This is a genomic window from Acidovorax sp. FW305-C-20-28 (assembly GCF_058783375.1).
In genome coordinates this window covers 82,529-95,977 of the sequence record NZ_JBYSYM010000020.1, presented here as the reverse complement: position 1 = coordinate 95,977, position 13,449 = coordinate 82,529, and the positions used below count along the sequence as shown (strand labels likewise).

The window sequence follows — 13,449 nt, the reverse complement described above, 5'->3', positions numbered from 1 at the left end:
TTCGCTGCAAAGGGCGCGTTACCATCGCTGCTTCGCGGTTGAAGCGCCTCCACCACAAGGGCCCCGTCGGGGCCCTTTTTTCTTGGGCGCGGCATCCGCTGCAGATCACTTTCAAGGAGATGCTCTTGTCACGCCCTGTTGTTGTTGTCGTTCCCCGCCGCGCGGCCCTGGCCCTGGCGATCGCCGCCCTGTCGTCGTCGCCCTGGGCCCTGGCCCAGCAAGCCCAGCAAAAGCCTGCTGCCACTGCCAAGCCGGCAGCCGCCCCGGCCGCAGCAGCAGCCCCCGTGGCCTGGCCCACCAAGCCCGTGCGCATCATCGTGGGCTTTCCGGCCGGCTCCTCGCCCGACCTCACGGCCCGCACAATCGCCGAGCCCCTGTCCAAGGCGCTGGGCCAGCCGGTCATCGTGGAGAACAAGGTGGGCGCGGGCGGCAACATCGGTGCCGACGCCGTGGCCAAGGCGCGTGACGACCACACCATCGGCCTGATGATCAACGGCAACATGACCATCGCCAAGATGCTCAACCCCGCCGTGCCGTATGACCCCATCAAGGACCTGGCCCCGCTGAGCTTGATCGGCACCTCGCCCCTGGTGCTGACCGCCCCCGTGAGCCAGCCCGGCGTGCCCGCCACGGCCGACGCGCGCGAATTCTTCGTGGCCGCCCGCAACGGCGGCGACAAGTGGAGCTACGGCACCCCCGGCGTGGGCACCGTGGGCCACATCGGCACCGAGCTGCTCAAGTCGCGCAGCAACATCAACCCCGTGCATGTGCCCTACCCCGGCTACCCCCAGGTGGCCACGGCCATGCTCGGCGGCCAGCTGCAGATGGCCCTGCTGCCCCCTGCCCTGGCCCAGGCCCAGGTCAAGGCCGGCAAGCTGCGCGCCATCGGCGTCACCTCCTCGGGCCGCAGCCCCCTGGTGCCCGACGTGCCCAGCCTGGCCGAAGCCGGCATCACCAACTACAACCTGGAGATCTGGAACGCCTTCGCCGCCCCGGTCACCATGCCCAAGCCCATCCAGGCCAAGGTCGCCGCCCTCATCAGCGAAATCGCCCGCAGCCCCGACGTGCGCAGCAAGCTGTTCCAGCAAGGCTGGCAGGTGGTGGGCACCTCGCCCGAAGGCCTGGCCAACCGCATCAAGGCCGACACCAACCTGCTGGGCGGCGTGATCGCCATGCGCGGCATCAAGGCCGAGTAAGCAAGCAAGCCAGGGCCACGGCAGGCCAGGCACGCACGAGGGAGGGCCGGCGCCCTCTTGCGTGCCTCCCTGCTCGCTTGCCTGCGCTGCAGGTAGCCCGCAGCCCTGCCTGCGCCAGCGGCCGGCAATCCACCGGCAGCGGATAGACGACCGAGCCACCAGGCAGACGATCCATCTATCTGTCTGTCTATCCGTCTGTCGGTCTATCGGTCTATCGCACAGGGAAGCCCAGGTCGTCGCCTCCCCCACCCTCATCCCGGCCATTGGGCCCCACGGACCGCAGTTGGAATGGGCGCCCACCATGGCCAGGGACGGCCCGGTAGACCAGGGGATGCCCCCATCCGTCTCGCACGGGAGAAGAAGCGCGCAGTTCCAGAACGCTCAGTGCCTCTTGGTCGCTGGGCACGCGCCCGTGCTGGGCGGCCCAGTGGTCCAGGGAACTGCCGACCAGTTCGAGGATGGCGTGCGTCTGCATTCGATGGTGCTCGTCGGCGTTGCTGTCCAGGGGCGGCTGGAGCAGGGCATAGAGCAGGCCAGCGGCCAGCAAGGCGCCGACGCCAAGGCCCAGGCGAAATCGGAAACCCATGGAATGCACCTTACGTCGGGGGTTGGCTTGCCATATAGGGACGGCCACAGGTGTTGCGCTTCAACCGTGGGACTGCCCGCAATTATCTGCCATGCGTAACGCGAAAAATTCGCCCACTTTCTTTTGAAATATAGACTTCAAATCTCTGGCCCAAGATATCTGGGGGGATGGTCCCGGAAACCTTCCAAACATCGCCTCCAAGATGGACCTGAAACGGTTTTTGCCCCTCAATTCTGGAATCACCATATACTCTCTTGGCAATTACTTCCGCTATTCTTGCGGCAGTTTCCTCATCTGGCACAAAACCATTTCTGGGCCTGTGCGAGCGTCCATCATCTATAGCAAAGTTTGAGTTCTTCACTGAAAATGCGATTGCAGCCAATATCGCAGGCAAGACCGCCAGCGATATGCAAATTTTTAATAAAAGTCCTTTATTGAAATGGCTTTTATACCTTCGAATAAAGCGGATTTATTCATTCTTCACCTATTTTCTAGCGAATAGTAGCGATCAGGCCTTGCCTGTTGCCTTTTCCAACCCCGGCCGCAGCTCCTTCGCGCCCCCCGGCATCAATGCCCGCTGCGCTGACACGATACGGCTGATGCGTGAGACCGACAAGCCCAGCTGGCGCGCGATCTGCGACAGGGTGATTTGTGAAGGTGATCGCTGGAGGAGAATTTCTATGGGTGGGGGCAAAAGGCAAGACATGGTCCCTTCGTCCCCGGTACCAACAACTAAGCCACCAGCCCCCAACAGTTGGGGCTGACATGGGATTTCAGGTGGTTTTTTCACTTTTTATTGCTGGCTTGCATTCGCCTTAATACGACCTCAAGAATAAACAATGCAGCAAATCCAGCAGCAATGCCAATGGGTGTGGATATCCAATGAACCACCATTTGAACAACATTATGTTGCTGAGTTTTATCTCCGTGGGTACTGAATCCAATATACGGACCGACAATATCTGCCGCCAAATGCAGCGCCTCTGCATCTATGCGCTCATCAATAAACGACCATAATTTTCCGGCCGCAACAATTGTGCTTATTGCAGCCACAAATACAAAAAGGAAAGATTTAGCAAAAATTTTCAACATGTCTACCCAACCGCAGTAGCTCCAAGAAAAGGCGGACCATTCGAAAGCAATTCAATTTTAATAGTAAGGGGTAAACAATAGGGGCGAGGTTTTGCCTTTTCCAACCCGGACCACAGCTCCTTCCCGGCCCCGACATCAATGCCCGCTGCGCCGACACGATACGGCTGACACGCGAAGCCGACAAGCCCAACTGGCGCGCGATCTGCCGGGGCACAGGTATCCAACCAACCGATACAGCAGCGCCTCACCCCCAAAGGGTAGCTCTTGTGCTTCAGCATCCCTTGCGCGCCGCCGCAGGCAACGCAATCCGCCAGGGCACAGGTGTCAAACCAGTGCAGCAGCGCTTGAGCCCCACTGCCCAGCAAGTCTTCGCGATCACCATCGGCCTTCCGCACGGTGGGTTCACGCCGGTCACCCCCGCAAAAGGCAAGACCTGACTCCGTCATCCCGTGTTAAATTTACAAGATAATTTCAACCTATTGAGACCTTTCAATTGATTTCTCCAGTTTTCCTCGAACATATTTGAGATAAACAATGTAGGGAATCACGCTCAGCACGGCCCCTAGCAAGAATCCCCCCCCCGGAATTCGTCCGCTAAATAGCAAAAGAAGATCCAACGAATTCAATAGCCAGAAGAAGACTACGGAAATTCGCTTCGACCATCGCTCAATCAATACAAACGACTCACCTGTTATTTGCACGTGCAGCCTCCCAATTCAGCGTTGTAGTTGGCAGTCGCCCCGTACCCCGCACCTGCGAACCCAAAGGTGTTGATGCTTCCCTTAAATGAGAAGCCTGAAGTTTTCTATTGCGAAGTCACCATTTGGCACATACCGTTTTGTTGGAGATCGATACTTGATCGAAAACAATATGCCACCAACCAAGACAAACTCCACCGAGATAGTGCTGCCGTCGCCTTCGACGACGTCCAGGGTCGCCAGGACATCGCTGTCCCTTTCGGTTGGAAAGCGCTTGGCAAACTTCCTAGACGACTTGCCCCAAACATTCTTATAGAAAGACGTGTGTCCAAACGGCGGCACTTCACCTCTCAACTCGCCAATGAGCCGATCCGTTTGATTGAATTCAATTAGCTGGCTATCCAGAATGTCGCGCCAAGCATCGGGAAGTCTATTTTTCAGTTCAGCAAGGAGTCGGGCTTCAAACTCCGTAAGGTTGAAGAGCCCCAGCATCGCCTTGGCTCTTTGAAGAAGTTTTCTCATGGCTTTTCTACCGCCTCACTGACAGTGCACCCCACCATGCGGCTCCCAGAGAGAAAAGCACATACATGGCGACACCATAAGACAACGAAAACAACAAAGAGCCCGCCAACAGGCTTTGGGCGTCAGAGCAAAGACACCGGGGCCCGAAGCCCCAACCGATCACACCCACCGCTGCGGCAACAACCCCATTGGCAATGGAAGAAGAAGTGCCTCGCAGCCGGGCGCACATCAAGAACGATAGCGATGGAACGAACAACCATACGAGGTCTTCCATATGCGCAGAAAGCATCATCATTTCAGCAGCGCGGCGCAATGGCTGCGCAGTTGGTTGTAGTGCCCTTCGGGCCCGGCAGATGAGCGCACCAGTGTCCGTCCTTCAGGTGACCCCATTGGGGCAAGCTGGTGTTGGAGGTGAGTGTCTAAGGCTTGAGGGCAAAAGGCAAGATCTGAACCCGCCATCCCCATTCAACTGCGGCTTCCAGGATCGCTCTTTTTGTCGTAGACCTGACCCTGACGTGCACGAAGCCCAAGCCTACCTACCGACATTCAGGAGGAACATTTTTTGGCTTATTCGCAGTGCATTGCCACTCAATTTTTCCAGATTTGTACAGCGGATGCAGTTGAATCAATGTTCCGTTATTTAGTTTTAATTCAATCACCCCTCGCTCATCAACCACCGACCTATAATCAACAAAAGACGTAGCCCCTGTCTCCGCATAGCAATTCAAGGCATGCGGGCACGACAGAAGTATTTTTTCGATTTCTGATTTTAGAGAATTTTGATCTTCAATGGCTTTTGCGGCAATTCTTCTTTTTTCATAATTTACACCCAGTGTGGGGTAAGCAATCGCCGAGATCAACAACAGGATGAAAATAAAAATGATTTTCTTCACAATTTTGCTTTTCGGGATGGACTAGTTTGATCTGGTCTTCGCATTGCATCGGGCTCTTCTTGGCAGACACCACTCCAGTTCAATCAGCACGGAGACGGGCATGGCGAAGGACTTTGGTCTGCACCCACGGCTGAGGCATCACTTGGGGTGGGCTTCCGGATCACCAGAGTCCAACCCGGTCAAGTAAAAAGCACCGCGGTACCAAACCACAAAGAAAGCATTCGAGTCCTCTTCGTACCACAATCTTTTGAGGCGCTTCACATCCTCCATCGGCAGGTTTGGCACGTACCTATAGCGCATCAACACAGCAGCAAAAAAATACAAGAATGAAACAACAACAAATACAAAGAACACAGCGAGCAATACATAAAAGTCAACCCTATTGGGGGTGGAAAGTATCGATATTTTCTGCAGCACATACAAAGCGAGCGCAACCGATACCATGCCAGCAAGAAAATTTGCGACCGCTCGCCGACGAAATTTTTCCTTGTTGTTCACTTTTCAACCTCCCCAATTAATTCTTCACAGCTCCGCCAGCAAGCCGAAAGACGCACCGGCAACTCTGGCAATCATACGGGCTTACATTACCGCCCCAATCGCCAAAATATCCAAAACAAAAGCCCCGAGATCGATCCGAGTGCAACAAACTGCGTTACGGGTTGGAGATGGTAGCTCTCCCATGAAGTCACATAAAGCAGTGCGACTGCCCCCACAAGCCCGCCAGCGATCATGGTTGACCACCATGCCACCAGCCCCAGCCTCTGCAGTACAAGCAGCGATGGAACTGCAAGAACCAGGGTGGCGGCCGTGGAAAAAAATAGAAAGACAAAGAACGAGACCACCACAGCAGGCCAGCCTTCGGGCGTGAGTGGCGATGCCATTGCCAGATAACCGGCCGGCAACATCGCCGCGGCAACCAGTCCCATGACCATGGCGCGCGTTTTCGTCATGCCCATCCTTGTCTTGCGCCACCGCCCTCTCGTAGCGCAGCCATTCATGAATGCCTGGGCAACCGAGCGCACAACCGCGTTACTTTTTTACTTGCAAGCCGCCCCAGCAGACGATGCCCCACCCAACATGGCGAGAAGGCACGTTGCGCCAGGCATTTCTGAGCGGTGCTTCATTGCGGCCAAAAGCCGTTGCTTCCTGTCGGTATTCGCTATTCTTGCATGGAAGACTTCCACATAGGCCTCCCGCAGTGCCTTGTCGCCGCGCAATGCGCCTTCCATGGCCCAGTACTCCTCCATGGGCTGAACGCCTCCTGTTTTCGCCCGTTGGTACAGCACCTTGATGGCACCCAAGTCCCCTGCCACAGCACGGGTCGTCAGTGCCTCCAGTTCTGGGTCGGCATCATCGCAGCAGTTGTGCCGTGGCAACGAGAAAAATGCAGCCGCCAAAAGCGCTGGAACGATGAGGAGCCAGGGACGGAGTGAACGGGAGTTGAATTTCATCTTATGAAGGCAACAGTGACCAGGCCTTGCTTTTTGCCTTACTAAAAATCTTCTAAGACGTCACCCAGGAACCCCTACTTCAGAGATGAAATTTTTACTGCGCAGTAGGGTGCATGATTTTTGTCAACAACGCCAGCAAGTTGCAATACCTCAAGGACTTCACCCACATCACCCTCCGGGATCAAGCCTGATGATTTCCTGAAAGACTTCACCTCATCATTGGAAAGAATGGAGAAGAAACCATTGACGTCAGCAATATCAACCCCCAAAGCCTTGTAGTTTTTCAGTGAAATTTTGTTTGCCACTGGATACCCATATTTTTTCTCATTGAGCACCGCAATAGACAACGGCAATTGAATGGCAATCATGCTGCAGGAATCATATCCCATTACTCTTTCCTGCACAGAGTCCAAAGTGGCTTGATCTTCAATTTGAAGAATTTGATAAAAATTCTCCTGAAGGCCAAATTCATTCATTATTTCTTTATACATATCCCCATGGTGACTCCAAGCCGAACCATCAACACCAATGGTTCCGTCACATGGCCAGACGCGTATATCAAACCCGACACAACTATATATCATTGTTCACCTTGCGAAGATGTCCAACTCGGACAAGAACTGCAGGTCCGGGCATTTATCGAACCATGGCGGCCAGACCTTACCTTGTGCCCTTTCCAACGCTGTTCTCAGTTCCTTCGTGGACCCCGGTATCACAGCCCGCAGCGCCGACACGATACAGCTGACACGCAAGACCGACAAGTCCAACTAACACGCGACACGCCGGAGCACGGGCGTCGAACCGACGCAGCGCCTGACCCAGAACGATCAGCAGGTCTTCGCGATCATCATCGCCCAGCACGATGGGCTCGCGCCCGTCACCCCGCGAGGTCACGCGGTAGATGGCACCGGGCAACTCGATTCGCAGTGGTTTTGCCATTTGAGGACCTCCGCAAGCTGACGGGCTCATTTTGGTGATGAATGGAGGGGAGTTTCTATGGCTTGGAGGCAAAAGACAAAACCTGACCCCGCCATTCCTCAGGAGATTTTCTACGGCGTAGAAGCAAAAGGCGGGACCTAACCTCAGCAAACGGATTTGCAGCTACTTCAATTTCCTTCCAATTACTACATGCACAATAAATGCACTAATAATGAAGTACAGCAACCACAACCATTGCCGCGAAAGCAATGCCTCTAAAAACGTGTTTTCATCTGTTTTAAATAGAATAATTTGACATATTACAGTAATTAACAAAAATACGAATATCAAAAGCAATTGACTAAGGATTGTGCTGTTTTTCATAAAATCCTCATCTTACGGGGACGTTTCCTAGAATACGAAAACTCCCCGGCCATGGCGTGGCAATAGCGCGAGCGCCTTGAATAACCACAACCGCTTCCGTAGAACTCGCGCCAGAAAGCATTGCCCATAGCCGCGAATTGATGGCTGTCGCATACACCCCGATGCCATATAAACCTGGGTGGGCCGCAATATAACCATCAGTCGTAATTCCAGCGAATTTTGCACTGCTGGTGAAATGATAAAGTGTACGGACTCCACCGATTGATCTAATCCCAATATTGATAGCCGTACCACCAGCCGCCAATGTTCCTGCTGCCCCAACGATACCAGTGACCTGCCCGTACATATATGCAGCAGAACAGCTGTTCACTGAGCCAATTTCATATCCCTGTCGGATATATTCAGTCAGCCCAAAGCTGGCGATGTCGCCAAATCCTGCAGAGAAGTCTACGACTCCTTGTGGTAGGGAAGGTAGCTCAAACAAGCCATATGGATCAACCGCATTCAGCGCATCTCCCCCCACATACCCAAACCGATTAAATCCACCATCCAGCCCAATCGGATCGGCCTGCGTATACCGCCCCCGCTCCGCACTGTAGCTGCGGAAGTAGTTGTAGTGCAGGTTGCTCTCTTTGTCGTAGTACTGCCCCGGGTAGCGCAGGTTGAAGGTCACCTCGGGGATGCCGGTGCTGCCCGTGGTGGGGTTGGTGGTTGCGTCGGTGAAGCGCTTGGATCCCAGCGTGGGCTGTTCATCGCCAAAGGCGCTGTAGGCCCATTGCCAGGCCACCTGGCCGTCGGGCTGGGTCAGCTTGCGCGGGGTGTTCAGGTGGTCGCTGTGCACGGCATACGCCACGCCATTGACGATGGCTGCAATGGGCATGGGGCCGTTGGCCGTGGGCAGGTAGATGTACTGGGTGGTGCCGGTGCTGGCGCTGCCGCCCATGCCGTATTCGCCCAGCAGGGTGCCGTCCTGGCCGTAGACGTACGCGAAGCCAAGCTTTTGCGCGTCGCTGCTGCCGGGGCTCCACAGGCGGGTGAAGAATTCATACGCGGTCTGGATCAGGCCCTTGTCTTTTTCCTTCTCTTTTTCCGTCTCTTCCTGGTCTTCGGGGTCGGCCAGCAGGTTGTTGAGGTTCTTGCCGCTGGTGGTCGATCCTGATCCCGATCCGCTGGCGAACAGCGGTTCGGTCTTGAACACGCGCTGGCCCAGGGCGTTGTGGGCGTACTGGGTGCTGGGGGCGTCTGCGCCGGTGCCGGTTGTGACTTTTTCCAGGCGTTCCTGGCTGTCGTACTGGAACGTGCGCAGGCCGTCGTTCAGCAGGTCGCCGCCAGTGTTGTATTGGTAGATGACGCTGGTGTTGGAAGTGCTGCCACCCGTTTGCGTTTGGCTGAAGCCGGTCTGGCGGTTGGCGGTGACGGTGTAGGTGCGGCTGGTGGTGGTGCCGGCGCGCTGTTGCGTGCTGGTGAGGCGGTTGCCGTTCTTGTCGTAGGTGTAGGTCACGCTGTTGGCAGCGGTGCCGCCTGTGACGGTCTTGGTGAAGCCGGTGATGCGGCCTGTCCAGCTGTACTGCACGGTCCAGGTGGCGGGGGCTGCGACCACGGTGCTGGCCTGGGCGTCGGTGCTGGCGGGCTGCATCAGGCTCTGGGTGAGGCTGATGATGCGGCCTGCGGCGTTGTAGGTGTAGCTGCTGAACTCGGTGTTGGTGAGCTGGCCCGCGGTGTTGTACGTGCGGCTGGCCGGGATGGCTGCCGATGCACCAGGCAGGTTCCAGCTCCAGCCGGTGGGCTGGCCCAGGGGGCTCCAGGTGATGCCGCTGACCAAGGGTTGGCCGGCCCAGGTGAGGCCGGTGAGCTGGCCGGTGGCGTCATACACGTTTTGCAGCACCTGACCACCCGGGTAGGTGGTGCTGGCCAGCAAGCCCGTGGTGGCGTTGTAGCTGTAGGCCAGAGTGCGGGTGTCGTTGTTGATGAGCTTCTGGGTCTGGCTCGTCACGCGGCCGTGCACGTCGCGCTGGTAGGTGGTCAGGCCGCTGCTGTCTTCGATCTCGCTGAGGTAGCCCTTGCTGGTGGCGTCCTGGTCATAGCGCAGGGTGGTGGTGCCGCCCGCATGCACGATGGAGGTGGGGCGGCCCAGCGGGTCACGCGTGATCGTCGTTGCCTGGCCCAAGGCGTTGGTGATGCTGCTGGGCAAGCCCAGGGCGTCGTACTGGGCGGTTTTTTCTCCGATGTCGGAGCTGCGTTCGCTGGTGGCGTTGCCCAGGGCGTCGCGGGTGTAGGCGGTGGTGATGCCCTTGAAGTCACTGACCGAGGCGACGTCGTCCACCGCGTTGTAGGTCAGCAAGGCCGTGGAGTTTTCTCCGTTGTACAGGGTCTTGACCCGGCGCAGCGGGTCGCGCACGTAGTAGTCGGAGTTGTTGGTTCCGTCCTTGGCCTGGTACAGGTCGCCGTTGCTGTCGTAGGTGTAGGTGGTGGTTTGCGTTCCACCGGCGGTGCTGGTTTCCAGGCGGTTGAGGCTGTTGATGCTGCGCGCCAGCTGCCAGACCGTCTGGCCCTGGGCATTGCGCACTTCCTCGCTGGTGCGGTTGCCCATGCCATCGAGCCCGTAGGTGCCGGTGTTGCCCCGGTTGTCGCTCCAGCCGACCAGGCGGTGGGCACCGTCGTAGCTGTAGCTGATGGTGTGGCCGTGCGGCAAGGCCGCCGTCGCCAGGGCGCCCGTGGGGTGGTAGGTGAATGTGGTGAGCTGGCTGCCGCGCTTGCTGGTGAGCACGCGGCCCCGTGCATCGTAGGTGTAGGCCACCACCAGGCCGTTGGGCGCGGTGTGGGTGAGCACGCGGCCTTCGGCATCGTGGGTGAAGGTGTCCACGTGGCTCAGGGCGTTGGTGGTCTTGGTGAGGTTGCCCTGGGTGTCGTAGGTGTAGCTGGTGAGCGCGCCGTTGGGGGCGGTTTCGGTTGCAACCAGGCCTGTGGGGTGGTAAGTCCAGCTGGTGGTGCGCACCGTGCCGGCTGTGCCCGTGCTGGTGTCGGTGACGGCCTGGGTCAGGATGTTGCCCGCGCTGTCGTGCGTGTAGCGGGTGACGCGGCCGGCTTCGGTGATGGTCACCGGCAGGCGCCACTGCGGGTGCCAGGCGATGATGGTGCTGCGGGCTTCGGGGGTTCCGTCGCCCTCCCGGATGTCCAGCGGCAGGCGGCGGCTGGTGTCCCAGGTGTAGCTGGTCTGGTTGTATTTTTGGTCCTGGTAGTAGTTGACCAGCCCGGCTGTGTTGAGCACCCCCGTGTAGTACGGCGGAGCGTCGGGCGAGGCCGGGGCTTTCGAGGCGCCCACATAGGTCAGCTCATTGCCGTATCTGGCAAAGTTGTAGGTGCGCGAGGTGCCCAGCGGGTCGATCACTTCGCGCTGGGTGGGGGTCGCGTAGCGGTCTGCGGAGCTGGCCTTTTCTGTTCGGATGGCCCAGCCTGCGGCGTCATAGGTGTAGGTGGAGTAGCGCGCGCTGTTCTCGTCCTTGATGCCCGCCAGCAGGGGTGGAACGGTTGCCGTGGAGTCGGTGTAGAGGTACTCGACGCTGGTGCCGTCGAGCTGGCGCACCGTGCTCAACCGCCCATTGGCGTAGCCATAGTTCATGGTGCGCTGGTTGTCGGTGATGACCTGGATGAGCTTGTTGCTGTCGCCGTAGACAAAGGTCAGGGTGCGACCGAAGTTGTTTTGCACGCTCATGGGCAGACCATCGTTCGAATGGACGTACAGCAGGTACCAGCCATTGCGATGGACCTTGCGGACGATCCGGCCTTTCGGGTCGAATTCGTAGCGGGTGTCGGTCTCGTTGTCTTGCAGGGTCCAGCCCGAATCGGAACTTCCGGTCAGGACTTGCAGTGGGTTGCGCCCGGTGTACGAGGGGTCGCCATTTTTCTTGTGGAAGAAGCTGAAGCTGCCATCCCCCATCTGGATGCGCACCACCGAAAATCCGCCCGCCAGCTCAACCCCGACCGGCCCTGGCGTGCCGCCGCCAGAACCGCCGGAGGACGACGAGCCTATGCCCCCGCCGCCTTTCGCAACCGACAGGCGAATATCGTGGTTGTGCAGCCAGCCATCACCGAGCGAATGGTTGCCCGGGTCCTTGAAATAGCTGTTGAACCAGATGTCCTTGTCCCGGGCCCGGTGGCTGCGGTAGATGCGCTGGAAGGTCAGCGGAAAGGCTTCGCCGGAAGCCAGGTCGACAACGGTTTCGATCTTTTCCTGGTCCAGCACCAGGATGGGATTGCCGTGGGTGGCATTGGCGCGCTTGGCCGCGCACAGGTCGCAAGGCTCGGGGCTTTTCTTGATGTCGTTGGTGCAGACGTAGCTGTTGATATCGCTGGTCCAACGATATGCACTGCCCTCTTTACACCTGGGGCCTCTCATGGCGGTGATGAGTCCGCCGTACCTGTTTCCAACACCGACGCAAAGTCCGCTCTGATCCTTGAGTCCATGAGATATCTGGAAGGTTTTTACCTTCCAGACATCCTCTTGGGAATTTGCAAATTTATCTCGCTCTCTAACCTCGTATTCGCTTCCACGCTCATACGTAAGCTGGCATATCTTTGGAAAATCAGGGTGCTTGTAGACAAAAAAGTCCAACGCTTTTTGGAAGGCAATGTCTTCACTTCTGTAGCCACTGCGGCCGTCAATCATCTCCGCATCGGCCATTCCGAAACCGGTACCGTAGGACCACGCATCCATGGAATCGGGTGCCAGACGGCATGTGGCCCACCCATCAACAGGGGCCCACTCGATGCACATCTTTTTATATTCATACTGGGCATACGCATGCCCCGAAAACGCGACAAGCAATACCGCCAGCAGCCTGGCCATCCATGAACGCATCAGCCTCTCCCTCATGATCTGTGCCCCAAGGGCACCTTTTTTGATGAGGGGAATGTACCGAAGAAGCCGGATCAGCGCCGCCGCTGCAACGCCAGGCGCGGCCCTTCATTGCAAGTATTTGTATCCACCCGAAAACGATCGCCACGCGGTACGGTACGCGGTCGGCGGAAGGCAGGGCAGGCGCATTGGATCGAGGCCCAGGCCTAGGCCCCCTCCCCTCACCCCGCCTGGCTGAGCAACGCCCGCACATCCTCCGCCAGCGCCTGCGCACCGCTGCCGTAGCGGTTGTAGATGCGCAGGCGCCCGGCCGTGTCATACACGTAGCTGCCGGCGGAGTGGTCCATGCTGTAGCTGGTGGGGGTTTTGCCCTCGACCTTCTTGTAGTAGATCTTGAAGTCCTTGGCCACGGCGGCGAGTTGCTCGGGGGTGCCGCGCAGGGCAAGGAAGCTGGGGTCGAAGTTGGCCATGTAGGCCTTGAGCACTTCGGGCGTGTCGCGGTCGGGGTCCACCGTGACGAAGATGCCTTGCAGCTTGTCGCCGTCGGTGCCCAGGGCCTTTTTCACCTCGGCCAGTTCGGCCATGGCGGTGGGGCACACGTCGGGGCATTGCGTGAAGCCGAAGAACACCACGACCACCTTGCCGGCAAAGTCCTTGATGCTGCGCGCCTGGCCGTTGTGGTCGGTCAGGGGCAGGTCGCGGGCGTAGTCGGCGCCGGTGATGTCCACGCCGCGGAACTGCAGCGCCTGCTCCTTCTTCTCACCGCAGGCGGTGAGCAGCGCGCCGCTGGCGAGCGCGGCGGTGCCCAGGGCGAGGGCTTTCAAGGCGTGTCGTCGTTTCTGCATCATGGTCGG

Annotated in this window: 13 protein-coding genes; 2 read left to right on the top strand and 11 right to left on the bottom strand. The window is 58.1% G+C overall.

Features of this window, described 5'->3' with window-relative positions:
- Positions 1-119: 119 nt before the first annotated feature.
- Positions 120-1,196 (top strand): Bug family tripartite tricarboxylate transporter substrate binding protein, encoded by a 1,077-nt coding sequence (locus AC3WOH_RS21965; RefSeq protein WP_492231450.1) that lies wholly within the window; start codon positions 120-122, stop codon positions 1,194-1,196.
- 211 nt (positions 1,197-1,407) lie between these two features.
- On the opposite strand, the gene AC3WOH_RS21960 is transcribed toward AC3WOH_RS21965, so the two are convergent.
- Together AC3WOH_RS21960 and AC3WOH_RS21955 are read right to left on the bottom strand one after the other, a co-directional pair.
- Complete coding sequence (locus AC3WOH_RS21960) at positions 1,408-1,782, bottom strand: type II secretion system protein GspG (RefSeq protein ID WP_492231449.1); 375 nt, start codon at positions 1,780-1,782, stop codon at positions 1,408-1,410.
- Between the two features lie 82 nt (positions 1,783-1,864).
- The gene (locus tag AC3WOH_RS21955) at positions 1,865-2,083 is read right to left on the bottom strand and encodes an NTF2 fold immunity protein (protein ID WP_492231496.1); all 219 of its coding nucleotides are present in this window, start codon (positions 2,081-2,083) and stop codon (positions 1,865-1,867) included.
- On the opposite strand from AC3WOH_RS21955, the gene AC3WOH_RS21950 reads away from it, so the two are divergent.
- Complete coding sequence (locus AC3WOH_RS21950; RefSeq protein WP_492231497.1) at positions 2,037-2,546, top strand: hypothetical protein; 510 nt, start codon at positions 2,037-2,039, stop codon at positions 2,544-2,546. The genes AC3WOH_RS21955 and AC3WOH_RS21950 overlap by 47 nt on opposite strands.
- 22 nt (positions 2,547-2,568) lie before the next feature.
- Here AC3WOH_RS21950 and AC3WOH_RS21945 read toward each other — a convergent pair whose 3' ends face one another.
- From AC3WOH_RS21945 to AC3WOH_RS21905, 9 genes are all read right to left on the bottom strand, one after another.
- On the bottom strand, positions 2,569-2,874 hold the full coding sequence (locus tag AC3WOH_RS21945) for a hypothetical protein (RefSeq protein ID WP_492231448.1): 306 nt from the start codon (positions 2,872-2,874) through the stop codon (positions 2,569-2,571).
- A gap of 782 nt (positions 2,875-3,656) precedes the next feature.
- Positions 3,657-4,094 (bottom strand): hypothetical protein, encoded by a 438-nt coding sequence (locus tag AC3WOH_RS21940; protein WP_492231447.1) that lies wholly within the window; start codon positions 4,092-4,094, stop codon positions 3,657-3,659.
- A 536-nt stretch (positions 4,095-4,630) separates the two neighbouring features.
- Positions 4,631-4,987, bottom strand: coding sequence for a hypothetical protein (locus AC3WOH_RS21935; protein ID WP_492231446.1), 357 nt, complete (start codon positions 4,985-4,987; stop codon positions 4,631-4,633).
- A gap of 138 nt (positions 4,988-5,125) precedes the next feature.
- Entirely contained in the window at positions 5,126-5,485 is a 360-nt protein-coding gene (locus tag AC3WOH_RS21930) for a hypothetical protein (protein WP_492231445.1), read from the bottom strand.
- Positions 5,486-5,571: 86 nt separating this feature from the next.
- Entirely contained in the window at positions 5,572-5,937 is a 366-nt protein-coding gene (locus AC3WOH_RS21925) for a hypothetical protein (RefSeq protein WP_492231444.1), read from the bottom strand.
- Between the two features lie 87 nt (positions 5,938-6,024).
- The gene (locus tag AC3WOH_RS21920; protein ID WP_492231443.1) at positions 6,025-6,438 is read right to left on the bottom strand and encodes a hypothetical protein; all 414 of its coding nucleotides are present in this window, start codon (positions 6,436-6,438) and stop codon (positions 6,025-6,027) included.
- A gap of 74 nt (positions 6,439-6,512) precedes the next feature.
- Positions 6,513-6,914 carry a hypothetical protein gene (locus AC3WOH_RS21915; RefSeq protein ID WP_492231442.1) on the bottom strand — a complete coding sequence of 134 codons (402 nt, stop codon included), beginning with the start codon at positions 6,912-6,914 and terminating at the stop codon, positions 6,513-6,515.
- 833 nt (positions 6,915-7,747) lie between these two features.
- Positions 7,748-12,136, bottom strand: a complete 4,389-nt coding sequence (locus tag AC3WOH_RS21910; protein ID WP_492231441.1) for an RHS repeat-associated core domain-containing protein — start codon at positions 12,134-12,136, stop codon at positions 7,748-7,750.
- Between the two features lie 680 nt (positions 12,137-12,816).
- Positions 12,817-13,443 (bottom strand): SCO family protein, encoded by a 627-nt coding sequence (locus tag AC3WOH_RS21905; RefSeq protein ID WP_492231440.1) that lies wholly within the window; start codon positions 13,441-13,443, stop codon positions 12,817-12,819.
- Positions 13,444-13,449: the final 6 nt, after the last annotated feature.

Bases quoted from the DNA above. Each gene is read 5' to 3' on its own strand.
- AC3WOH_RS21940 (WP_492231447.1), bottom strand. From the start codon at position 4,094: ATGAGAAAACTTCTTCAAAGAGCCAAGGCGATGCTGGGGCTCTTCAAC.
- AC3WOH_RS21920 (WP_492231443.1), bottom strand. From the start codon at position 6,438: ATGAAATTCAACTCCCGTTCACTCCGTCCCTGGCTCCTCATCGTTCCA.
- AC3WOH_RS21905 (WP_492231440.1), bottom strand. From the start codon at position 13,443: ATGATGCAGAAACGACGACACGCCTTGAAAGCCCTCGCCCTGGGCACC.
- AC3WOH_RS21965 (WP_492231450.1), top strand. From the start codon at position 120: ATGCTCTTGTCACGCCCTGTTGTTGTTGTCGTTCCCCGCCGCGCGGCC.
- AC3WOH_RS21945 (WP_492231448.1), bottom strand. From the start codon at position 2,874: ATGTTGAAAATTTTTGCTAAATCTTTCCTTTTTGTATTTGTGGCTGCA.
- AC3WOH_RS21910 (WP_492231441.1), bottom strand. From the start codon at position 12,136: ATGAGAGGCCCCAGGTGTAAAGAGGGCAGTGCATATCGTTGGACCAGC.
- AC3WOH_RS21960 (WP_492231449.1), bottom strand. From the start codon at position 1,782: ATGGGTTTCCGATTTCGCCTGGGCCTTGGCGTCGGCGCCTTGCTGGCC.
- AC3WOH_RS21925 (WP_492231444.1), bottom strand. From the start codon at position 5,937: ATGACGAAAACGCGCGCCATGGTCATGGGACTGGTTGCCGCGGCGATG.
- AC3WOH_RS21915 (WP_492231442.1), bottom strand. From the start codon at position 6,914: ATGAATGAATTTGGCCTTCAGGAGAATTTTTATCAAATTCTTCAAATT.